This window comes from Sphingomonas sp. SRS2 (assembly GCF_000971055.1).
Classification (GTDB): domain Bacteria; phylum Pseudomonadota; class Alphaproteobacteria; order Sphingomonadales; family Sphingomonadaceae; genus Rhizorhabdus.
This window is the reverse complement of record NZ_LARW01000077.1, coordinates 55,628-78,129: the sequence shown is the minus strand read 5'-3', so window position 1 is coordinate 78,129 and position 22,502 is coordinate 55,628. Positions and strand designations below refer to the sequence as shown.

Genomic DNA, 22,502 nt, shown 5'->3' with positions numbered 1-22,502 from the left:
GCGGCCCCTCTCGAACATCGTGGAAGCGATGCTTAGAAGGCGTAGGTTGCCGAGATCACGACACCAGCCTTGGCAATGTCCTTGCCCGACGACGGATCGGTCAGGAAGCCCTTGCTGTGGTCGGTGTCGACATAGGAGACGCCGAACGTCGCGGCCTTCCAGGTGTAGGTCGCGCCGAGGCTCCAATCGAGATACTTGTCGCCGGTGATGAAGGTCGTGTCGGGCGAATAGCCGACGTGAGCCGACAGGCCGAACGGCGTCTCGGGAACCGCGAACGAAACGTCGCTGTACATATACAGATTGTCTTCTTTGCCGAAGCCGACGCTGAGCGCGTTCGACTTCGGCGCATAGGCGACGCCGACCTTGACGGTCGCGGGGCCGACAGCGGCCTTCGCCGAAGCATAAAGCTCGAGGAAGTCGGTCGGCGCGTTCTTGGTGGCCGAGGTGTACATGTAATAGAGCGCACCGCCGTCAAGCGTGACGTTGCCGATCGTGGTCGAGTAACCACCGATCAGGTCGAGCTCGGCATCGGCGCCCGCTGCGACATAATCGTCGATCGAGCTGGCCCAGAAGCTGCCGTAGAAGCCCGAGCTGTGCGCGAGCGTGGCGCCGGCCTGGGCCGCGATGTGCTTGCCCGACTGCGAGATGCCGCGGAAGCGGTAGTCGCTGACGAGGGCAGCGGTGCCGGTCAGCGTGAATTCCGAAGTTTCCTCCTGCGCCAGAGCAGGCGTGGCGGAAGCGACCAGAGCGAGGGCCGAAAGACCGATCATGGAAGCGCGCATAGGTTAGTCCCCTTATATAAAAAGCTCGATCCGTTCCCCTGCATCGCCCGCGCCAGACTTCTTTATCCCCGTAACTGGGATGAGCCGGCTGCTGTGCGAGACCCGGCGTTTGTGCAGGACCGCCTTGCGGCGCACAATGACGATTGTGACAAATCAACATTTCTTGAAGCAGACTGTTGCTGAGCAGCAACAGTTGAAATGAGCTGGATTCCTGCGATTTTCAGGGTTGCACAGCCTGAGGCCCATTGACCGAATATTAAGCATTTTGCGCAATAATTTGCTGATTATTTAGGCTTGCACAAGGTGGCCGAGAATGTTTGAGCGCCGTATCACTACCAGCGACGCCACCGCCGTCGGGCTCGAAGAGCAGCTGGATGCCGTCCGGTCGCTGCTATCGGCTCTTCAGGATTTCGCAATTGCGGGACGGCCCGATGTTGCTTTGCAACAACATATTTCCGCCCCCGCGCCACAGTCGTTGGGCACGCGCTACGCAGCCGCGAACCCGATCACCCGCCGCCGCTTCGATGCGCTGCTGGGCGAGGCCGACACGGTTGCGCGGATGGGCTTCGGATTGATCGCAGGCCGCCATGGCCGAAGCGATCCGGGCACGATCGCCGCCGCCCGTTTTTTAGGCAAAAGCGTGGCGGCGACGATGCAGCGGCTCGAAAATCTGCTCAAGCCGCGCCCGATCTGAACTCCTTGGCCGGATGCGCCGTTCATGCCTGTCCAGGAAAAAATTGGCGGCGTCTTAGCCGTTCATCACAGCTTCAGCCGCGAGCAGCATCGAATCGAACCAGCCCGGCGGCCAGATCGGCGATCAGATCCTCGGGGTCCTCGATGCCGATATGAAGGCGCACCACCGGGCCCTCGGCTGCCCAGGCAGTAGCGGTTCTGAGCCCTGCCGGATCGACCGGCAGGGCCAGGCTTTCGAAACCGCCCCATGAAAAACCGATGCCGAACAGGCGGAGCCCGTCGATCAGCGCCGCGCGCGCGGCATCGTCGCCGCCGTTGAGCACGAAGCTGAACAATCCCGACGCTCCCGCGAAATCGCGCCGCCACAGATCATGGCCGGGGCAGCTTTCGAGTGCCGGGTGCATCACCCGCGCGACTTGTGGCTGTTCGGCCAGCCAGCGCGCGACGGCGAGCCCGCCTTCCTCATGCTGGCGCAGCCGGACGCCGAGTGTCCGCAGGCCCCGCAGCGCCAGATAGGCATCGTCGGCGCTGATGCACTGGCCGAGCGACAGGCTGGCCTTGCGCAGCCTGTCGAAATGGCCGGGCGCGGCGGTGGCCGATCCCATCATCACGTCCGAGTGGCCGACGATATATTTGGTGCAGGCAAGGATCGAAATGTCGACGCCATGCGCGATCGCCGGAAAGAGCAGCGGCGTCGCCCAGGTGTTATCGAGGATCGTGGTAATATCGCGCGCCTTGGCCACGGCGGTGATCGCGGGGATGTCCTGGACCTCGAAGGTCAGGCTGCCGGGGCTTTCGAGAAATATCGCCCGGGTGCGATCGGTGATCAGGTCCGCGATACCCGCGCCGATCATCGGATCGAAATAGCGCGTGGTCACGCCCATCCGTCGGAGCAGCCCGTTGCAGATCGCGCGGGTCGGCTCGTACGCGCTGTCGACCAGCAGCAGTTCGTCGCCCGGCGACAGCAGCGCCAGCAGCACCGCACTGATCGCCGCCACGCCCGACGGGTAGAGCATCGTCCCTTCGGCGCCGGGCTCCAATTCGGTAAGCGCATCGGCAAGCGCCCATTGGGTCGGGGTGCCGCGGCGGCCATAATAGAGGCCGTCATCTGGCTTCCGCACTGCCGCGCGTAGCTCGGCCACGCTGTCGAACAATATCGTCGAGGCGCGCCACACCGGGGGATTGACGATCCCCCGGCCGGCGATCTTCTTGCGTCCGGCTGTTACCAGCCTGGTACCGGGTTTCAGGCGGTCGCTGTCGTCGTCATGCATGCCTCACCGATTGCCTTTTCGGTGTCGGCGCGCAACCCCCACTCGCTCCAGGAACCGTCGTACAGCGCGATATCCTCGCGTCCGAGCAACGCCGCCGCGAACAGCAGCACCGACGCGGTGACGCCCGAGCCGCAGGTTGTGACCAGCGGCTTGCCCGGATCCACCCCGGCATCGTCGAACGCGGCGCGGATTTCATCCTTGCTCCTGAAGGTGCCGTCGGGATTGAGCAGCAGGTCGAAGGGCAGGTTCTTGGAATTGGGGATGTGGCCAGAGGCCAGCCCGCGCGGATCGGCTTCCTCGCCGGTGAAGCGCTTCGCCGAGCGGGCGTCGACCACCTCTTCGGCGCCGCTCGCCACATTCACCCTCATCTGGTCGATGTCGCGCACCGCGGCGGGATCGCGCCAGACCGTGAAGTGGCGGTGACGCAGCGCCACCTTGCCCTGTTCGATCGGCCGGCCCTCGGCGACCCATTTGTGCAGGCCGCCGTCGAGGATCGCGACCTCGTTCACCCCGAACATGCGGAACATATACCAGGCGCGCGCCGACGTGCGGTGCGGGCTGTTGTCGTACAGAACGATGCGGCTGCCATCGCCGAGACCGAGCGACTGCATACGGCTGGCGAACTTCTCGGCGGGCGGCAGCATGCCGGGAAGGTCGCTTGCCTCGTCTTTCAGATTCGCAAGATCGAGATGCACCGCACCGGGAATATGACCGGCCTCATATTCGGCCTGCGCATCGCGCGCGGGATCCAGCGCGAAATAGGTCGCATCAACGACACGGAGATCATTGGCCCCGAGTTCGCTCGCGAGCCATTCGGTCGAAACCAGCAATTCCATCTTTACCTCCTGCAACGGACACACTCCACCATCGCGACGGTGCCATGGCGAATCAATTATCCGGGGAGGTGAGGTTTAATTATCAATACATTGCCGTGATTGCAAGTATGTTACGAAAATACGATCGATAGAGTAATTTTGGTACAGGTTGGCATAGGCCGTCGGCCTCGGCTAAGGAGGCGAACCATGAGCACCATCCATCTCGGCAAGACCAGCAGCCTGCCCGCCTCTCCCGAACAGGCAGTGCTCGACTATGTTCCCAACCCGCGCGACGGCGCGCTCTATCTCATTCGTTTCGCGGCGCCTGAATTCACCTCGCTGTGCCCGGTGACGGGCCAGCCCGACTTTGCGCATCTGGTAATCGACTATGCGCCCGGCGCGACGATCGTCGAATCCAAATCGCTGAAGCTGTTCCTTGGATCCTTCCGCAACCATGCCGCCTTTCACGAGGACTGCACCGTCGGCATAGGCCAGCGGCTGTTCGACGAGATGGCGCCGAAATGGCTGCGCATCGGCGGCTACTGGTATCCCCGTGGCGGCATCCCGATCGACGTCTTCTGGCAATCGGGCACGCCGCCCGAGGGGCTATGGGTGCCTGATCAGGGCGTCGCCGGCTATCGCGGCCGGGGATAAAGTGACCGGCCAGACGCATCACGGCATCGGCTTCGGCGAAGCGCTGCGCGTCTGGACGCGGATCGCCCTGCTCAGCTTTGGTGGCCCGGCGGGACAGATCGCGCTGATGCATCGCATCCTCGTCGACGAGAAGAAATGGATCGGCGAGGCGCGCTTCCTCCACGCGCTAAACTTCTGCATGATGCTGCCCGGACCCGAAGCGCAGCAGCTCGCCATCTATATCGGCTGGCTGCTTCATCGGATCAAAGGCGGGCTCGCGGCGGGCATCCTCTTCATCCTGCCCGGGATGGCGGCGATCATGGCGCTGTCCTGGCTCTATGTGCTGGCGATCGGCGCGCCGCCGGTCGCGGCCTTGCTGTTCGGGATCAAGGCGGCGGTGGTCGCGATCGTCTTCCAGGCAGTGATGCGGATCGGCCGCCGGTCGCTCGGGAATCGTTTCCGGCTGACCGTGGCCGGCGCGGCGTTCCTCGCGCTGTTCCTCTTTCAACTGCCGTTCCCGCTCGTCATTCTTGCCGCCGGTTTCGGCGGCTGGCTGGCCGGGCGCGCGGGCCTGACCGCCTTCTCCGCCGACCACGCTCACGGTTCGGGCGCTTCCGCTCCCTTGCTCGATGCCGACAGCGCGCTTGGCGCGGACATGCCCGATCATGCTCACCAGAGTCCCGGGCGGCTGATGGCAATCGCATCGCTTCTGCTCGCGCTTTGGCTGATCCCGGTGGCGCTGATCGTGCAGCTGGCCCCGGCGGACAGCGCCTTCGCCCCGATCGCGACCTTCTTCTCGGAAATGGCGATGCTCACCTTCGGCGGCGCTTATGCTGTTCTCGCCTGGGTCGGCCAGGCCGCGGTCGAGCAATATCACTGGCTGACCCCAGGCGAGATGCTCGACGGGCTCGGACTCGCCGAAAGTACGCCCGGCCCGCTGATTATCGTCACCCAATATGTCGGCTTCCTGGCGGCCTACCGCAATCCTGGCGGACTTGATCCGCTGCTGGCGGGCACACTCGGCGGGCTGCTCACGACCTGGGTGACCTTCCTGCCCTGCTTCCTGTGGATATTCCTCGGCGCGCCCTTCGTCGAACGGCTGCGCGGCAACCGCGCGCTTGCCTCCGCGCTAAGCGCGATAAGCGCGGCGGTCGTCGGGGTGATCCTCAACCTCGCCTGCTGGTTCGCGCTGCATTACTGGTTCGCGCGCGTCGACGACCGGACGATCGGCCCGGTCCATCTGGCGATACCCGACCTTGCGACGATCGACATCGCCGCGGTGACGCTATCGGCAGCGGCGATGCTGGCGATGCTGCGCTTTCGCGCCGGGGTGTTGACGACGCTCGCCGCCTGCGCGCTCGCAGGCCTTGCGATATGGTGGGCGATCTAGCGTCCCTGGATGAACGCTCGCACATCGGCGCTCAGCTTGTGGAGGTCCTCGGGCCGCACGTACATCATGTGGCCCGCGTCATAATAATGGAACTGGATGCGGGCGGGGTCGAAGCCGGGACGATTCAGCGAATATTCCGCGCCGAAAAAAGGCGTCGCGAAATCATACCAGCCCTGGCCGACGAACACGCGCAGGCCGCTATTCTCGCGCAGCGCCTTGCCCAGATAGGGCGCGACATTGACATAGACTTCGCCATCGCGGCCGCGCTGATCGGCGAGCTTCCAGTCCCAGTTGCTGACGCCGCCGATCGTCACATAATGGCGGTCGTCCATCTTCAGCTTCAGATCATTGCGCAAATAGGCGTTCACGCCCGCGCTATAGGCGCCGTCGATCGCGTAGAAGCTCGGATCATTGTCCGGCTCCTCCCCCGCCAGATCATAGTCAACGCCGGTATAGCGCGTGTCGAGCCGGCCGATGCTTACCCCCCGGTCACGCAGCAGCTCCTTGTAGAAACGGCCCGGCAGGACGCGCAGATTGGCCTTGTCGACAAAGGCTTCGGACAGGCCGGTCAGCCGCGCCAGCGTCGCGCGGACCGAGGCGCGCTCCTCCCCGCCCAGCTGATTGCCCTTCAACAGCGCCGCCGCATAAGGCCCGATCGCGAAGGCCCGCGCCTCGGCTGCGATATCGGCGGCGCTGGCCGGCGGGTTGGCGATCTTCTTATGATACCAGGCCGTCGTCGCCATTGACGGCAGGTTGAGGATGTACGGCATCTCATTACCCTGAATTTCAGCCGGTGCGCCGAAATCGAGGATCGTCGAGATCAGGATGATGCCGTTGAGCGAGACATCGTTATAGCTGCCTTCCAGCTCCTTGAGCACCGCCACCGACCGCGTCGTGCCATAGCTTTCGCCACCAAGATATTTGGGCGAGTTCCAGCGGCCGTTGCGGTTGAGCCAGATGCGGATGAACTCGGCGATTGATTTGGCATCGGCCGAGACGCCCCAATAATCCTTCGCCTCCTTCTTGCCGAGCGCACGGGCGAAACCGGTGCCCACCGGATCGATGAAGACGATATCGGTGACGTCGAGCAGGCTGTCGGGATTGTCGACCAGCGGATAGGGCGGCGCGCCGTCGTCCCTGGCATTGGGGATGGCGATCCGCTTCGGCCCGAAGGCGCCCATGTGTAGCCAGAGCGATCCCGAACCCGGACCGCCGTTGAACAGGAAGGTAATCGGCCGGGTCTTAGGATCGCCGCCATCCTTGACATAGGAGGTCGCGAAGATCGCGGCGACGGGCTTGTCGTCCTTGTCGGTGAGGTAGGTCTCGCCAGTGGTCGCGGTATAGGCGATCGACTGGCCGCCGAAGCTGCCCTTGTGCTTCGTCACCGAGACGATCGGGGCGGCGATCGGGGCGTCGTCGCTCTTCTTGTCATCGGCGGCGTAGGCGGAAACGGGTAGAGCGGCCAGCGCGACGGCGGCCAGAGCGATAGAGAAGCGCATGTGATGATCCCTTTGATTGGGCTCAGGCTAGCGCAACAGATGACATCAGTGAAAGTAAGATCGTCGCCCTAGATCAGCTTGATCTCGCGCAGCCGCTGCAACAGGAAATCATTCGCGGTGATCGGCTCGGGGAACTGGTCGGGCCGCTCGGGCGTGATCGTCTGCGGCAAGGTCTCGATCAGATAATCAGGCCGGAAGTGCAGGAAGAACGGCATCGAATAGCGCGCGAAGCCGCGGCGTTCGGGGGGCGGGTTCATCACGCGATGGCTCGTCGACGGCAACCGCTTGTTGGTCAGCCGCTGGAGCATGTCGCCGATGTTCACCACCAGCTCGCCGGGCGCGATGCCCACCGACAGCCAGCGCCCATCCTTGTCGAGCAGCTGAAGCCCGCCCTCTTCCGCGCCAAGCAACAGCGTGATGGCGTTGATGTCCTCATGCGCGCCGGCGCGAATGCCGGGGGCGTCGGGGCCGATCGGCGGATAATGGAGCAGGCGCAGGATCGAATTGCCGTCCGCCACCGTGTCGTCGAAGAAATGCGGATCGAGCCCCAGATAGCGCGCGATCGCCGACAATATGCGCAGGCCCGCCCGGTCGAACGCCGCGAACAGCGCCAGATAGGTCTCGCGGAAATCGGCGATTTCGGCCGGCCAGATATTAGCGGGCATCTCCCCGGCATAGCGATGCCCGGCGGGCAACTCGCGCCCGATATGCCAGAACTCCTTGAGGTCCGCCTCACTCGCATCCTTGGCGGTCTCGACCCGGAAGGGAGTATAGCCGCGCTGCCCCGCGCCGCCCTCGACGAAATAGGCGCGTTTCACATCCTCGGGCAGCGCGAAAAAGGCCTTCGCGGTCTCTTCGGCCCGCGCGATCAGATCCGCGGGAATGCCATGATCGGCGACAACGGCGAAGCCGAAACGCTCGAACGAACGGCCGATCGCCTGCGCGAACTTCTCGGGATCCTTGTCGGAGGTCGCCAGCGAGACGCTGGCAACGGTGGTCAACTCTGCACTGTCGGTCATGCCTCCCATATAAGTTCGCCGTCATCCCAGCGAAAGCTGGGATCTCATTGCCTTTGCGCAACGAAGAACCAGAGAGATTTCCGCTTTCGCTGGAATGACGATGAATAGGGCGAATCATCCACAGTTTTCTCGCCGTACCGCTTGAACCCGACCACCCCGATCCGCCAAGACGGCGGCGTGACCGCACGAATCGACATCGGCACCAGCGGCCCGGGACAATCGGTTTTCTTCGACGTCGAGGAGCTTCTCGCCACCCGTCTGCTCGTTCAGGGCAATTCGGGCTCGGGAAAGTCGCATCTGCTGCGCCGGCTACTCGAGGAATCCGCGAATGTCGTCCAGCAGGTGGTGATCGATCCGGAGGGCGACTTCGTCACGCTGGGCGATCGCTTCGGTCATGTCGCGATCCAGGCAGCCGACCATAGCGAAACCGAGATAGCCCGGCTTGCCGCGCGCATCCGCGAGCATCGCGTCTCGGTCGTCCTCGCGCTCGACGAGCTGGAGATCGAAGCGCAGATGCGCTGCGCCGCAACTTTCCTGTCGGCGCTGTTCGATGCACCGCGCGATCATTGGTATCCGGCGCTGGTGGTGGTCGACGAGGCGCAGCTCTTCGCCCCCGCCGTCGCTGGCGAGGTCTCCGACGAGGCGCGGCGCGCCTCGCTTGGCGCGATGACCAATTTGATGTGCCGGGGGCGCAAGCGCGGTCTGGCCGGGGTGATCGCCACCCAGCGGCTCGCCAAGCTCGCCAAGAATGTCGCCGCCGAGGCATCGAACTTCATGATGGGGCGCACCTTCCTCGACATCGACATGGCGCGCGCCGCCGACCTGCTCGGCATGGAGCGCCGTCAGGCCGAACAGATACGCGACCTGCCGCGCGGCCATTTCCTGGCCCTCGGCCCGGCCGTGTCGCGCCGGCCGATCGCGGTGACGGTGGGCGCGGTCGAGACATCGGCGCGCAGCGGCAGCCCCAAGCTGGTCCCGCTCCCCACCGCCACCGCACCCGAAGACCTGCAGGGCCTGCTGTTCGCGCCGGGCAACGACGCGCCGCCCCCGCCGCCGCCCGTCCGCGCACCCGCGCCGACCAGCGACGATCTGCTCCGCACGATCAGCCGGGGCGGGCCCGAGCTGACCCCGACCGCCGCTCCCAGCGCCCATCCCGCGATGGCCGATGAAGAGCGCGACGCGGTGATCGACACGGTGCTTCGCGAGATCGTTGACGATCCCGAAGCGACCTATCGCGCGCCCGCCATCCTGTTCCAGGATTTTGGCGTGCGGTGCCGGATGCACCGGCTGGGCGGCCACGGCCTCGACCTCACCGCCTTCCGACGCCGCCTCGCGATGGCGCGGGCCGGCCTTTACGGTGAGCTCGACGCCGGCTGGCTCGATGCGATGGCGCTCGGCGCGTCGCTGCCCGAGGACATGCTCGCGCCCTTCCTGCTCGTCGCCCGCGCGGCGCGCGATGGCAGCGAAGCGCCCGGCGACGCGATGCTCGCGCAGGTCTATGGCACCCACTCGCAGGGCCGGGTCCGCCGCCTGATCGCCTATATGGAAGAACAAGGCATCTTCGTGCTGCGCACCGATCTGTCGGGCAAGCGATCGATCACCATTCCCCGCCTCGGCTGGACGACCGCGGCCGCCCTGCCCGAGGCGGCGGAGTAGCGCGAAAGCTCCGATATGGTGCAAGAATCGACTTCCCGCCGCGTGGCGATGCGATAGGGATCGGGCCGGACTTCCGGGGGAAAACGATGAAGCGGTTGAGCAGATTGTGCGCGATGATCGTCGCGATGTGCTGGATCGCAACAGCACCGGCTGCCCCACCGCTCGAAACCTATGGCAAGTTACCGGGCTTCGAAATGGCGGCGATTTCCCCGTCGGGCAAAAAGGTCGCGCTGATGGGCGTCGTTGGCGATGAGCGCCGCCTGATCGTCATCGAAGACGGCAAGACCCTGATCAACAGCGATGTCGGTGATCACAAGGTCCGCAGTCTGGACTGGGCGGGCGAAGACCTCGTGATGCTACGGATCAGTGAGACCGTTCCGCTGGGCGTTGGTTTTTCGGCTGCCCGCACCGAAGTGAGCCGCATGTTCATCGTCCAGATCGGCGACAAGCCGATCTGGTCTATCTTCGGCAAGTCGCAGACGATCGGCGGCAGCATTCACGGCTTTTATGGCGTCTACGAGCGCAACGGCGTCAGCTACGGCTATTTTGGCGGACTGACGCTGACTCGCGGCAATGGCGGCGCCTATGTCACGAGCTTCGATCCCGATCTGTACGAAGTCGATCTGCGGACACAGAAGACCCGCCTGATCGCGCACCGACCCGACCGGCAGGAGGACTGGCGTGACTGGATCGTCAGTCCTGACGGCACGGTCGCCGCAACCCTCGAATATTCGAGCGCAAGGGGCGAATGGCGTATCCGCAATGCGCGGCGTGAGACAATCGCATCCGGGCAATCTCCGACGGGGCGACCCGATCTTCTGAGTCTGGGCCGTTCGGCTGACACCATCATCTATCGGCTGGGCGACGAAGAAAGCGGCGCACGCCTTTGGGAACAGCCGCTAAAGGGAGGGCCGGCAACAGAGATACTGCGGGATCAGGGATTTATCGGCTATCACCGGGGCGGGAGCACTGGCCAGATGATCGGCTATGTCCGCGACGGCGACATACCCGAGGACATGATGTTCGACGCGGCCGCGGCAAAGATCATGGCCGCTACCCGCAGGGCGTTTCCGGGGCTTTCGGTAAAACTGATCGACCAGAACGAAGCCTTCGACCGGCTCATCGTCAGGACGTCCGGTCCCGGCGATCCGGGGAACTGGTGGCTTGTCGATACGAAAAAGCGTTCCGCCGACAATCTTGGCGTAAGCTACCCGATCAGGGCCGAGGATGTCGGCCCGATGCGGATGATCCGGTACAAGGCTGCGGATGGCGTCGACATGGCGGGCGTCCTGACCCTGCCGCCAGGCCGTCAGCCTAAGAATCTTGCCGTTGTGGTCATGCCGCATGGCGGACCTCAGGCGCGCGACTATCCCGAGTTCGACTGGATGGCGCAGGCGTTCGCGTCGCGCGGCTATGCCGTGTTCCAGCCGAATTTCCGGGGCTCTTCGGGATCGGGCAGCGCCTTCGTACGCGCTGGCTGGGGCGAATGGGGCGGGAAGATGCAGACCGATATTTCGGACGGTCTCGCCGAACTGGCCCGCCAGGGGATTGCCGATCCGAAGCGGGCCTGCATCGTCGGCACCAGCTATGGCGGTTATGCGGCGCTGGCGGGAGTCACGCTGCAGCAGGGCCTCTATCGCTGCGCGGTGTCGGTCGCGGGGATAGGAGACGTACGTAAGCTGATCAGCACCGACATCGCCGAAAGCGGCAACAATCCCGCTCTGGTCCGCGTCTTGAGGAAAGAACTCGGCAAGGGTCGCGACCTTGCGCTGGTGTCGCCGATCCGTTTCGTCGATCGCGCCGACGCGCCGGTCATGCTGATCCATGGCGTTGACGACATCATCGTCCCCTATCGGCAGAGCGCCGAAATGGCCGCCGCGCTCCAGCGCGCGGGCAAGCCGGTCGAACTGGTCAAGCTGGCAGGCGAGGACCATTGGCTGTCACGCAGCGGAACGCGCCTGACGATGCTCAAGGCCGCGGTCGGCTTCGTCGAGAAGCACAACCCGCCCGATCCGGCGAAGTAGCTCAGCCCGGAAACAGCCTTGGCGCGTCGTCCGTCCGCCATGGGTCCAGCCGCACCATCGCAGTTTCGAACAGCGGCCAGGCGAGATGAGCCACCAGCCAGGCGTGGAGGCGCGGGAGCTTTTGAGCGTCGAACCATAGGCGGTCGGGTTCAGCAAACTGGCGGATGAAAGGGAATATCGCGGCGTCGGTGATGCCGCGCGCCGCGCCACTCAGGCAGGAGCTCGCTTCAAGCCGGCTTTCGAGCGTTTCGAGCATCGCCAGACCGGCGGCGCGATGCTCGGCGGGATCGCTCTGGTGGCGGTGGGGATATTTGTAGCGGTCGAGATGGTGTTTGAACGGACCGTCATTGGTCGCGATCAGCGCCTCGTCGGCACGCGTGAGCCAGCCCTCCGGATCGTTGCGGCTTAGCGCCCAGCGCATGATGTCGAGACTCTGGTCGATCACCCGGCCGTCCGCCAGCACCAGCACCGGCACGGTGGCCTTGGGTGACGCCGCGGCCAGTTCGGCGGGCTTGGCCGACAGCTTGACCTCGCGGATCTCGCAGACCGTGCCGCTCGCCAGCAGCGCGAGCCGCGCCCGCATCGCATAGGGACAGCGACGGAAGCTGTAGAGGATCGGGCGCAGGTCTTCAGCGCTCATCGCGATGGCGCGCCAGGGTTGCGCCGACATGCGTCGCGCCGCGTTCGGCGGCGAGCCGTTCCTGCCGGTGGCGTTCGGCATAGCCCTCGCGCTGCGCGTCGCTGCGATCGGCGTGACAGGCCGGGCAACTCACCCCCTCGACATAGAGCGGCGACGTGCGATCCGCCGCGTTTACCGGCATGCGGCAGGCATGGCAGAGTTCGTACGTGCCGGGCGTCAGACCATGGCCGACGCTGACCCGCTGATCGAACACGAAACATTCACCGTCCCAGCGGCTTTGCTCGACCGGTACGGTTTCCAGATATTTCAGGATGCCGCCCTTGAGATGATAGACCTGGTCGAGCCCTTCGGCCTTGAGGAAGGCGGTGGATTTCTCGCACCGTATCCCGCCAGTACAGAACATTGCGATCTTGGGCGGTGCGCCCTGCCCCAGCAGTTCGTCGCGATGTTCGCGAAACCATGCCGGAAAGTCGCGGAAGCTCCTGGTTCGCGGGTCGATCGCACCCGCGAAGCTGCCCACCGCAACCTCATAATCGTTGCGCGTGTCGATCAGGATCGTCCCCGGTTCGGCGATCAGCGCGTTCCAGTCCTCTGGCGCGACATAATGGCCGACACCGGTCAGCGGATCGATGTCGGGTTCGCCCATCGTGACGATCTCGCGCTTGATGCGAACCTTCATGCGGTGGAAGGGCATCGCCGCGGCGCGCGACAGCTTGACCTCGAGATCGGCGCAGCCCGGCAGGGTGCGGAGATGGGCGAGCACCGCATCGATCGCCGCATCGCTGCCGGCGATCGTGCCGTTGACCCCCTCGCGTGCGATCAGCAGCGTGCCCTTCACGCCCTGCCCGCAGCACAGCTTTGCCAGCGGACCGCGGACGGCCTCGCAGTCGGCGAAGCGGGTGAATTGGTAGAGCGCGGCGACGCAGATCGGCATGTCGGTCATGGTGGCCAGCCATTTAGTCCAGACGGGCTCAGACTTAAACCACTCATCCTGCGGAGGCGCGCGCGATGCTGTCGATCGCGATCGTCCGTTCGATCCCCAGCGCCGCGACGAACGCCTCGTCATGGCTGACGACGACCAGCGCGCCGTCATAACCGGCGAGCGCGCCCTCCAATATCTCGATGCTGGCGATGTCGAGATGGTTGGTCAGCTCGTCGAGCAGCAGCAGTTGCGGCGGCGCGGCGGCGGACATGACGCAGGCCAGACCCGCACGCAGCCGTTCGCCGCCCGACAGTCCACCCGCGATGCGCAACGCATCGGCATTGCGAAAGGCGAAGCGCGCCAGCGCGGCATAGGCTTCGTTGTCGGTCAGCACCGGTTGATGGCGGCGCAGATTGTCGAGCAGCGAGCACCGATCGTCGAGCAGGCCGACATGCTGATCGAGATAGGCGATCGCCACGTTCCGGGGATCATGCCTGTCGTCGGCTCGATCGTTCCGCTGATCAGCTTGAGCAGGCTGCTCTTGCCCGCGCCGTTGGGACCAGTGACGCGGATACGCTCGGGGCCCTGCACGGCCAGGTCGATCGGCCCGAACATCGTCCGTCCGCCCAGATCGAGGACGACATGCTCCAGCATAAGGGCGATGCGCCCGACGGGCAGGCCGGTAGGCGGCAGTTCGATCGAGAGCGGCGTCACCCGTTCGATGTTGCGCGCCGCATCGGCCAGCGCCTCGCCGGTGGCGTCGATCATGTCGGCCGCCATGCGCTCGGCCTTGCCCGCGGTCGCCTCGGCCCGGCGCTTCATCCCGCCGAGCAGGATCTTCGGCGCGCTGCCCGAGGCGGCGAAGGCGCGCCCGGCGGAATCGCGGCGCGCCTGCCGCTCACGCGCGACCTGGGCCTCGCGCCTTGTGGCGCGGGCGTCGGCCTTCGCATCGTCGAGCGCCTGCGCCGCCCGCGCCCGTTCGGCCGCGCGCGCCTCGGCGAAGGTCGACCAGCCGCCGCCATGATGCATCACCCTGACGGACGACAGTTCGACGATATGACCGACCTGTTCGAGGAGATCGCGGTCATGGCTGGCAATCAGCACCCCGCCGCGCCAGCCGGCGACGAGCTTCGCCACCATCGCCCGCCCGGCGCGATCGAGGTCGTTGGTCGGCTCGTCGAGCAGGATGAGGTCGGGCGCGTCGAGCGACAGCCGGGCCAGCGCCAGCCGCATCCGCTCGCCGCCGCTATAGCTGGCGAGCGACCGCTGGAGATCGGGCGCGTCCAGTTCGACCTCGGCCAGCGCCGCCTCGATCCGCGCGGGCAGCAGCCAGTCGGCGGCGTCGAAATCGTCCGCCGTCCCCTCGCCGCGATCGATGCGGTCGAGCAGCGCGAGCGCCGGAGCGACGCCGAGCAGATCGGCGGCAGAGCCATCGGCGATGCCGCTCGCCTGACGCAGCGTGCCGACCGTGCCGGACAAGGACATGCTGCCGGCGACAGGCCGTATCTCGCCCATGATCGCACGCAGCAAGGTAGATTTTCCGGCGCCGTTGCGGCCGACCACGCCGACGCGCTCGCGGCCGACGGCGAGGGTCAGCTCTGAGAAAAGCCGCCGGCCGTCAGGCGCAGCGAGCGAGATTCTGTCGAAAGTGAGAAGCGAGGACATGATTGATCCGGACCATGAGGGGGAGGCTGGTGATGCTGCTCCGGTCCTGGTTCATGTCGGCCTCCCGTGCGTGGAGGGTAATAAATAGGGAGTTCAGAGGCTTGGGGCAACCACGTCCCCGACCGTCGGCCCGGCGTGCGCCGGGTGACGGGAAGACTAGCGCTCCGCGTCCGGCAATCGGCTCATGTCCAGCTCCGCCGCCATCGGCGAAGTGCCGTTGACCATGCGCACGTTGCGCGCGGCATAGCGGACCGGCCGGGTACCGTTCGCCTCGTCACGCCGCGTGGAGGCGATTGGGGAAGACTGGACCGCCTCGATCGCGACGGGTTCGGGATCGAAGTCGAACGGAAGTCCCTGAGCCCAGCCGCTGGCCGGCATCGACAACAAACAGACCAACATCGAAAGCCGCTTCATGGCGATATCCTCGTCTCAGGCCCGATCATGTCGGGCCCGGGACGATTATCCCGCCAGCGGGTATATGCGATGTTGAGGAGCGCGGTTAACGGCGCGCAAACCCACTTTCCGCTATTGTGATCTCTATCACAGCTTTCCTAACAAAGAATGACCGCCCGGCATCAGGCCCCGGTGAAAACCGGATGGGATCAGCAAATGCGGGGAAAGCCGAAGCTGCTATTCGTGGGGGCGTAGCCCCTGGTTGAGCTTCTCGACCACCTCCGCCATCGGCTCGGTGACGGTGATGCTGCGGCCCTCGCCAAAGCGGATGCGGGTGCCGTCGGTCACTGACGAGATGAAGGTCACTTGAGACGCGTTGATCGCGGTTTCGACCCGATCGCTGCCGACGAACATGACGAGCATGGATTTCCTCTCCCTATGCTTGGACAGGGAGCTTAGCGTGTTAGCGGGCCGCCGCTAGCTAAAAGAGCTTCGTCTTGCACTTCCGTGTCTGGTGGATGCCGCGCAGGAAACCGCGCCGCGCGTAACCGGCGTCGATGGCGCGGTTGAGGCGTCGCTGCGCGGGGGCGGCGCCTGTGACCTCGCGGACCAGGCCGCGAAACGGAATCAACGAGTTCACCACCGTCTGTCCGCCCGCCTCGGCCAGCTTGCCTGCCCGGTTTTCCTTCCTGGCGTCGCCCACCTTGAAATCAGGCCCGATCACGTCGGTCATCGCGCGGAAGGCGACCGATATGTCGCGGCAGGTCTTGATGCCCTTCAGGCTATAGGGGTTCTCGGCTGCCGCGATCAACGCGGGCGGAATGGTGGTCCGCGCGACACCGACATCCTTGGCCGGCTGCGACGCAATCCGCCCGGCGCTCTGCCCCACCGACTTGAGCCCGCCGGATTCCGCGGGCGCGGACTCGTTCGCCGCCGCCGTCTGGTTGGCAGGTACGCTGTCGTTGCCGCCGGCAGGTGCGGCCAGTGCCGGACCGGCGAGGACCAGCGCGAGCGCGGCGAGATGTGAAGCGATTTTCGGCACGGCCTTTCCTAGCGGGAAATATTCGGGAATGAAAAGCACCGACTGAAAGCTGGAGGTACGAACATGGCGAGCCGATCGATCGCGCTGCTGGCGGCGGGGCTCCTGTCCGCGCTGTCTCCAGCGGCAGCCGAGACCAGCTATGTCCGCGCCGGAAAGCTGATCGATGTCGAGGCGGGGACGGTGCTGGCCGACCGGCTGATCCGGATCGACGACGGCCGTGTCACCGCGATAACGCCCTTCGCCACGCCCCCCGCCGGATCGCCGCTGCTCGACTGGTCGGGCTTCACCGTGCTGCCGGGGCTGATCGACATGCACACCCATCTCGCCGACATGAGCATGACCGGCAATGTCGCCGAGCCGCTGCTGCACAGCCAGCAGGAGATAGCCTATATCGGCGCGCGTCACGCCCGCGTCACCCTGCATGCCGGCTTCACCACCGTCCATGATGTCGGCTGCTATCGTGCGTTCAGCGATGTTGAATTGCGCGATGCGATCAACCGGGGCGATGTCGAGGGACCGCGGATGAGTGTGGTCGGGGCCTATATCACCGTGCCGGGCGGCGGCGGCGAAGTGACCGGCTTTGCTCCCGACGTGACGGTGCCCGCCGACATGCGCGTCGGCGTGGTCCGCGATGCCGGCGAGGCGCGGCTCAAGGTCAATTATCTGTTCCAGCGCGGGGTCGACTCGATCAAGCTGATCGCAACGGGCGCGGTGCTGGCCGAGGGAACCGAGCCCGGCACCCGCGAACTGGGCGACGAGGAGATGCGCGCGGCGGTCGAAACCGCGAAGGCAAATCGCAGCTGGGTGACGGCGCACGCCCATGGCGCGGAGGGGATCAAGGCCGCGATCCGCGCCGGGGCGCGATCGATCGAACATGCCTCGCTGATCGACGACGAGGGCATCGCGCTGGCGAAGGCGAAGGGCGTGTTCCTCGACATGGATATCTTCAACGGCGACTATATCGAGGAGATCGGTGTCAAGGAGGGCTGGCCCGAGGGCTATATCCGCAAGAACCGCGAGACCACCGACGCCCAGCGCGAAGGATTCCGCAAGGCGGTGAAGGCCGGCGTCAAGCTGACCTTCGGCACCGACGCCGGAGTCTATCCGCACGGCATCAATGCGCGCCAGTTCAAATATATGATCCGCTACGGGATGACGCCGATGCAGGCGATCCGGTCGGCTACGGTCACGGCCGCCGACCTGCTCGGCTGGTCCGCCGACGTCGGCGCCGTCGCGCCCGGCCGCTATGCCGACATGATTGCGGTAAAGACCGATCCGCTGGCTGACATCACCGCGCTCGAATCCGTCGATCACGTCATGAAGGGCGGCAAGCTGGTGCGGTAACTCAGGCTGACGCGACCGCCGTCCGCGATCGTCTCACGCCCAGGAAACCGAGCAGCACCAACGCGACGAGCACCAGCCCCTGCGCGGCGGCGAAGGCCGGTTCGGTCTGGGTCGGCGCGAGCGCGTTGAGCGGGCCGATCTTGAGGAAGGACTGCACCACCAGCACGAAGCAGTTCAGCCACAGCGCGATGGCGGCGGTGAGGGCGTAGATGCCGTTCCAGACGCCGTGCCGCTTGAACGGCCCGATCGCCGCCACCGAAACCGCAAGCACGGCCAGCGAGACGACGCCGGTGATTACCGCGGGGGTGACAGCCGCCAATGGAAACATGAAGCCGGTGATGCTGGTGAGGATGGTCGTCACCAGAAAGACCAGGTTGGTGCGCGGCAGCCAGCGGCCCCGCGTCAGCGCGACAAGCCAGACCAGCCCCGATGCAATCGCGATCAGGCTGATGATGACGTGAAGCTGGGTGAAGGCCGGTATCGAAAGACCCAAGATCATCGCAACGCTCCCCTTCGGATGATGCGCCCGGAGGCATCATAGCCTATCGGAACGATCCGGTCACGGGCGTAACGATCGGGACGCTCAGGCTCCGCCGGGGCGGGGCTCCAGGCCGGCGCAGAGCGTCCCGACAAGCGCGCGCGCGACATCGGGCGCGCTGTGCTCGCCATTCTCCTGAAACCACCGCGCGGGCCAGTTCAGCGCGCCGGCCAGCGCAAAGGCGGTGAGCTTGACGTCGCCGACCACCGCCGACCCGTCGGCCGCCGCGCCGGCGATCAGCTCGCGCAGATTTCCGTCGATCTCACGCTTGAAGTCGCGTAACCGCGCGCCGCTTTCGGCGCTGAGCGCCTCGGGCCGGGTGAGCACGAATATGCGCCCGAAATCGGTCATGTTGATCGCGGCATAGTCGATCAGAAAGGCCTTGAGCCGGTCGAGCCCGGTGCCGGGCAACGCCCGCGCGCGCGCCGCGGCCGGCCGGAGCTGGGCGAGTCCCGCGTCGACGCAAGCGAACAGGATTTGATCCTTGTTGCCGTAATAATGGTATAGGACGGGCTTGGTGACGCCGAGGCTCGCCGCCACATCGTCGAGCGAGGTTTCGCGAAAGCCACGTTCGTTGAACATCCGCACCGCCGCCAGCAACACCGCCTGGCGTTTCGCCTCCCGCTCGCGCTGGCGATCGGCCTTGCTCGGGAAGGGTGTATCGATCGGTGCCTTGGGCGTCGGTTCGGCCATAGTCCGGCTATTGGCATGCGGGCGGCGCTCCGTCCACATGCGGCGCGGCCGATAGCCCTTCCGCTCGGCCACCCGTCTCGACTACATCGGTCCCAAGCCGCTTCACGACGAGGGACAGCATGACGCCGATCATCTCCATTTCAGGACTGGAGAAAAGCTATGCCTCCGGCTTCCGGGCGCTCGACACGGTCAGCCTCGATATCGAACGCGGCGAGATATTCGCGCTGCTCGGGCCGAACGGCGCGGGCAAGACGACGCTGATCAGCATCGTCTGCGGCATCGTCAACGCCAGTGGCGGCACGGTGAGCGTCGATGGGCATGATATCGTGCGCGACTATCGCGCCGCGCGGTCGATGATCGGGCTGGTGCCGCAGGAGCTGCATACCGACGCCTTCGAATCGGTCCGCGCGACGGTTGCCTTCAGCCGAGGACTGTTCGGCCGGCCGCCCAACCCGGCCTTTGTCGAGAAGCTGCTGCGCGACCTGTCGTTGTGGGACAAGCGCGACACCAAGATCAAGGAATTGTCGGGCGGCATGAAACGCCGTGTGATGATCGCCAAGGCGCTGTCGCACGAGCCCCAGATATTGTTCCTCGACGAGCCGACCGCGGGTGTCGATGTCGAGCTGCGGCGCGATATGTGGGAACTGGTCGGCCGGCTGCGCGACAGCGGCGTCACCATCATCCTCACCACCCATTATATCGAGGAAGCCGAGGAAATGGCCGATCGGGTCGGCGTGATCAGCCGGGGCAAGCTGATCCTCGTCGAGAGCAAGAACGAACTGATGAAGAAGCTTGGCAGGAAGGAACTGACCTTGAACCTTGTCGAACCGCTGACGGCGCTGCCCGCCGAACTGTCCGACTGGCAGCTCGAAATCGAGGACGGCGGACGCCAGCTGCGCTACCGGTTCGACGCCAGGGCGGAACGGACCGGCATACCGTCGCTGCTGGCGCGCATGCGCGACCTCGGCATCGGCTTCACCGATCTCAACACCAGCCAGAGCTCGCTCGAGGATATCTTCGTCAGCCTGGTCAGCGAGCGGGACGCAGCATGAGCGTGAAACGTTTCAACGCCCGCGGCGTCTGGGCGATCTACCGGTTCGAGATGCATCGCTTCAAGCGAACGCTGTGGACCGGGCTCGCCGTGCCGGCGATCACCACGTCGCTCTATTTCATCGTCTTCGGATCGGCGATCGGATCGCGGATGGGTGCGATCGGCGGGGTCGATTACGGCGCCTTCATCGTGCCCGGCCTGATGATGCTGTCGCTGTTCACCGAAAGCATCTTCAACGCGTCGTTCGGCATCCACATGCCGCGCTTCACCGGCACGATCTATGAGCTGCTCTCGGCGCCGCTATCCGCCTTCGAGACTGTGCTCGGCTATGTCGGCGCGGCCGCAACGAAGGCGATGACGGTGGCGCTGGTGATCCTCGCGACCGCCAATCTGTTCATCGACGTGCAGATCGCCCACCCCTTTCTGATGCTCGGCTATCTCATGCTGGTGGCGACGACCTTCTGCCTGTTCGGCTTCATCGTCGGCATCTGGGCCAAGGGATTCGAGCAGCTCCAGGTCATCCCCATGCTCGTGGTGACGCCGCTCACCTTCCTGGGCGGGGTCTTCTACTCGATCGACATGCTGCCGCAGCCGTGGCGGACCCTGACGCTGTTCAATCCGATCGTCTATCTGGTCAACGGCTGCCGCTGGACCTTCTTCGGCACCGCCGATGTCGACATGCGGATCAGCCTGGCGATGACGGTCCTGTTCCTCGGCCTGTGCCTGCTGCTGGTATGGCTGATCTTCCGGACGGGGTACCGCCTGAAGGCGTGAGCGGTCGCGCCGCGACCGGTCGTCACGATCTGCCAAGAGAAGCAGTTCAGCGTGCGAGGGCCAGCCCATCCTTGCGAGGGTCCGAGCCGGCCACATAACCGTCAGGGGTCCTGAGAATGATCTGCGCGCCGCCAAATGAAAAAGTCGAATCCAGTTCTTCAGAGACGACCTCGTGCCCGCGCGCTTGAAGATAAGCGATCAGTGCCGGATCGGTCCCAGGCTCGATGCCGATCCTGCGCCCCGTATCGATCCGCCAGCGCGGCGCATCTGCGGCGGCTTGCGGATTCTGGCCATAGCCGAGGATGCGCAACGCGATCTGTAAATGAGCCTGTGCCTGGATCGGCCCGCCCATGACGCCGAACGCCATTAGCGGTTCACCGTTCAGGTCCATTGCGAAGCCCGGGATGATCGTGTGGAAAGGCAGTTTACGCGGCGCAACCTGATTCGCATGGCCCGGTTCGAGCGTAAAGCCGATGCCGCGATTGTGGAGCGCGATGCCGGTGTCGGGTACAACCACGCCCGATCCGAAACCCTTGTAGTTGGATTGGATGAACGACACCATCATCCCACGATCATCTGCAGCAGCCAAGCAGACAGTGCCACCGGGTCGCGGTTCACCAAATGCTGGATCGCCCGCGCGATCGGGATCGATCAGCTTTGCCCGCTCCCGCAAATAGGCGGGTTCGAGCAATGCCTCGGGCGCGAATGGCATGGAGTCGACATCCGCCAGGTGGCGATAGATGTCCGCCAGGGCGAGTTTGGTCGCTTCGATAGCGAAGTGCAGCTGATGCGGATCGTCGGGAGTCGACGGCTGCCAGCCTGCCGCCTCCAATATGCCGAGACCGATCAACGTCGCTAAGCCCTGATTTGCTGGCGGCAGTTCGTGCACGACGCCGTTGGCGAAGCGTTGTGAGATCGTACCCACCCATTCCGCGCGATGTTCAGCGAGATCGGCCAAGCTGAGCGCCGCGCCATGCGCCTGACCGTGGGCGACGATGCGCTCGGCCAAGTCCCCGCGATAAAAGGCTTCGCCCCGTGTCGCCACAATCGCTTCCAGCGTCGCAGCGTGGGCCGAGGAGCGAAACAGCTCTCCCGCGCGCGGCGCGCGGCCGGCGGGTAGGAAGCATTGCGCGAAACCAGGTTGGTTTTTCAGCGTTTTGCCGCCATTCGCCCAGAGGCCGGCGATGGTCGGGGTGACTTGGAAGCCGTCCCGCGCATATCGAATGGCGGGCTCGCCGATCGTCTCGAGCGGCAGCGAGCCAAACCGCTCCCATAGTGCGATCCAACTCGATACCACGCCGGGCACAGTGACCGAGCCCCAGCCGCGTTCCGGCAAAGCGGCAAGCCCGGCGAAATATTCGGGGGTCCATGCGGCAGGCGACCGGCCAGATCCGTTGAGACCGTGCAGTTCCTTGCCATCCCACAAAATAGCGAAGCCGTCGCCGCCGATACCGCATCCGGTGGGTTCGACGACGGTCAGCGTCATCGCTGCGGCGACGATAGCGTCTACAGCATTTCCGCCCTTGGCCAGCATATCCATGCCGGCGATCGAGGCGAGGTGATGCGAGGTGGCAATGGCGGCGCGGCCCATCGCCGGCACGCGTCGGGACGGATATGGCTGAGCAAAGTCGAGCGGGAGGTTCGGGGAATTGACCATC

At 65.3% G+C, this 22,502-nt stretch carries 21 protein-coding genes and 1 pseudogene; 8 read left to right on the top strand and 14 right to left on the bottom strand.

Going from position 1 to position 22,502, the window contains the following annotated elements; all coding sequences use genetic code 11:
• Nucleotides 1-32: 32 nt before the first annotated feature.
• A complete protein-coding gene (locus WP12_RS09470) occupies nt 33-782 on the bottom strand; it encodes a TorF family putative porin (protein WP_046193460.1) in 750 nt (249 codons plus the stop codon).
• A gap of 313 nt (nt 783-1,095) precedes the next feature.
• Here WP12_RS09470 and WP12_RS09465 point away from each other — a divergent pair, with 313 nt between their 5' ends.
• Nucleotides 1,096-1,476 carry a hypothetical protein gene (locus WP12_RS09465; protein ID WP_046193459.1) on the top strand — a complete coding sequence of 127 codons (381 nt, stop codon included), beginning with the start codon at nt 1,096-1,098 and terminating at the stop codon, nt 1,474-1,476.
• Between the two features lie 73 nt (nt 1,477-1,549).
• On the opposite strand, the gene metC is transcribed toward WP12_RS09465, so the two are convergent.
• On the bottom strand, nt 1,550-2,746 hold the full coding sequence (gene metC, locus WP12_RS09460; RefSeq protein WP_046193458.1) for a cystathionine beta-lyase: 1,197 nt from the start codon (nt 2,744-2,746) through the stop codon (nt 1,550-1,552).
• Nucleotides 2,719-3,582 (bottom strand): 3-mercaptopyruvate sulfurtransferase, encoded by an 864-nt coding sequence (sseA, locus tag WP12_RS09455; protein ID WP_046193524.1) that lies wholly within the window; start codon nt 3,580-3,582, stop codon nt 2,719-2,721. Before sseA ends, metC begins: the two co-directional genes overlap by 28 nt.
• Nucleotides 3,583-3,768: 186 nt before the next feature.
• On the opposite strand from sseA, the gene queF reads away from it, so the two are divergent.
• Together queF and chrA are read left to right on the top strand one after the other, a co-directional pair.
• The gene (gene queF / locus WP12_RS09450; protein ID WP_046193457.1) at nt 3,769-4,215 is read left to right on the top strand and encodes a preQ(1) synthase; all 447 of its coding nucleotides are present in this window, start codon (nt 3,769-3,771) and stop codon (nt 4,213-4,215) included.
• A 1-nt stretch (nt 4,216) separates the two neighbouring features.
• Nucleotides 4,217-5,584, top strand: coding sequence for a chromate efflux transporter (chrA, locus tag WP12_RS09445; protein WP_235399078.1), 1,368 nt, complete (start codon nt 4,217-4,219; stop codon nt 5,582-5,584).
• Here the strand turns inward: chrA and WP12_RS09440 are convergent.
• Together WP12_RS09440 and WP12_RS09435 are read right to left on the bottom strand one after the other, a co-directional pair.
• Entirely contained in the window at nt 5,581-7,083 is a 1,503-nt protein-coding gene (locus WP12_RS09440) for a S10 family peptidase (RefSeq protein ID WP_046193456.1), read from the bottom strand. The two genes, chrA and WP12_RS09440, sit on opposite strands and share 4 nt — an antisense overlap.
• Before the next feature lie 68 nt (nt 7,084-7,151).
• Nucleotides 7,152-8,102 (bottom strand): isopenicillin N synthase family dioxygenase, encoded by a 951-nt coding sequence (locus WP12_RS09435; protein ID WP_046193455.1) that lies wholly within the window; start codon nt 8,100-8,102, stop codon nt 7,152-7,154.
• A gap of 177 nt (nt 8,103-8,279) precedes the next feature.
• On the opposite strand from WP12_RS09435, the gene WP12_RS09430 reads away from it, so the two are divergent.
• The gene (locus WP12_RS09430) at nt 8,280-9,758 is read left to right on the top strand and encodes an ATP-binding protein (RefSeq protein WP_046193522.1); all 1,479 of its coding nucleotides are present in this window, start codon (nt 8,280-8,282) and stop codon (nt 9,756-9,758) included.
• Nucleotides 9,759-9,844: 86 nt separating this feature from the next.
• Nucleotides 9,845-11,782, top strand: a complete 1,938-nt coding sequence (locus WP12_RS09425) for an alpha/beta hydrolase family protein (protein ID WP_046193454.1) — start codon at nt 9,845-9,847, stop codon at nt 11,780-11,782.
• A gap of 1 nt (nt 11,783) precedes the next feature.
• Here the strand turns inward: WP12_RS09425 and WP12_RS09420 are convergent, their stop codons facing one another.
• The 6 genes and pseudogenes from WP12_RS09420 to WP12_RS09395 all read right to left on the bottom strand — a co-directional run bounded on the left by WP12_RS09420 (nt 11,784) and on the right by WP12_RS09395 (nt 16,444).
• Nucleotides 11,784-12,422 (bottom strand): glutathione S-transferase, encoded by a 639-nt coding sequence (locus WP12_RS09420; RefSeq protein ID WP_046193453.1) that lies wholly within the window; start codon nt 12,420-12,422, stop codon nt 11,784-11,786.
• Nucleotides 12,412-13,356, bottom strand: coding sequence for an oxygen-dependent tRNA uridine(34) hydroxylase TrhO (trhO, locus tag WP12_RS09415; protein ID WP_443027860.1), 945 nt, complete (start codon nt 13,354-13,356; stop codon nt 12,412-12,414). Before trhO ends, WP12_RS09420 begins: the two co-directional genes overlap by 11 nt.
• A gap of 52 nt (nt 13,357-13,408) precedes the next feature.
• Nucleotides 13,409-14,859 (bottom strand): annotated as a pseudogene (locus WP12_RS09410) (ATP-binding cassette domain-containing protein).
• Nucleotides 14,860-15,165: 306 nt separating this feature from the next.
• Nucleotides 15,166-15,423, bottom strand: coding sequence for a hypothetical protein (locus WP12_RS09405; RefSeq protein ID WP_046193451.1), 258 nt, complete (start codon nt 15,421-15,423; stop codon nt 15,166-15,168).
• 216 nt (nt 15,424-15,639) lie between these two features.
• Nucleotides 15,640-15,825 carry a hypothetical protein gene (locus WP12_RS09400; RefSeq protein WP_046193450.1) on the bottom strand — a complete coding sequence of 62 codons (186 nt, stop codon included), beginning with the start codon at nt 15,823-15,825 and terminating at the stop codon, nt 15,640-15,642.
• Nucleotides 15,826-15,883: 58 nt separating this feature from the next.
• A complete protein-coding gene (locus WP12_RS09395) occupies nt 15,884-16,444 on the bottom strand; it encodes a hypothetical protein (RefSeq protein ID WP_046193521.1) in 561 nt (186 codons plus the stop codon).
• 63 nt (nt 16,445-16,507) lie between these two features.
• On the opposite strand from WP12_RS09395, the gene WP12_RS09390 reads away from it, so the two are divergent.
• Nucleotides 16,508-17,788 carry a Xaa-Pro dipeptidase gene (locus WP12_RS09390; protein WP_046193449.1) on the top strand — a complete coding sequence of 427 codons (1,281 nt, stop codon included), beginning with the start codon at nt 16,508-16,510 and terminating at the stop codon, nt 17,786-17,788.
• Nucleotide 17,789: 1 nt separating this feature from the next.
• Here WP12_RS09390 and WP12_RS09385 read toward each other — a convergent pair whose 3' ends face one another.
• Nucleotides 17,790-18,287, bottom strand: coding sequence for a hypothetical protein (locus WP12_RS09385; RefSeq protein WP_046193448.1), 498 nt, complete (start codon nt 18,285-18,287; stop codon nt 17,790-17,792).
• Nucleotides 18,288-18,371: 84 nt separating this feature from the next.
• On the bottom strand, nt 18,372-19,019 hold the full coding sequence (locus WP12_RS09380) for a TetR/AcrR family transcriptional regulator (RefSeq protein WP_046193520.1): 648 nt from the start codon (nt 19,017-19,019) through the stop codon (nt 18,372-18,374).
• 119 nt (nt 19,020-19,138) lie between these two features.
• Between WP12_RS09380 and WP12_RS09375 the strand changes: the two genes are divergently transcribed.
• Together WP12_RS09375 and WP12_RS09370 are read left to right on the top strand one after the other, a co-directional pair.
• Nucleotides 19,139-20,071 carry an ABC transporter ATP-binding protein gene (locus WP12_RS09375; protein ID WP_046193447.1) on the top strand — a complete coding sequence of 311 codons (933 nt, stop codon included), beginning with the start codon at nt 19,139-19,141 and terminating at the stop codon, nt 20,069-20,071.
• Nucleotides 20,068-20,844 carry an ABC transporter permease gene (locus tag WP12_RS09370; RefSeq protein WP_046193446.1) on the top strand — a complete coding sequence of 259 codons (777 nt, stop codon included), beginning with the start codon at nt 20,068-20,070 and terminating at the stop codon, nt 20,842-20,844. Before WP12_RS09375 ends, WP12_RS09370 begins: the two co-directional genes overlap by 4 nt.
• A 46-nt stretch (nt 20,845-20,890) precedes the next feature.
• Here the strand turns inward: WP12_RS09370 and WP12_RS09365 are convergent, their stop codons facing one another.
• Entirely contained in the window at nt 20,891-22,501 is a 1,611-nt protein-coding gene (locus WP12_RS09365) for a gamma-glutamyltransferase family protein (RefSeq protein WP_046193445.1), read from the bottom strand.
• Nucleotide 22,502: the final 1 nt, after the last annotated feature.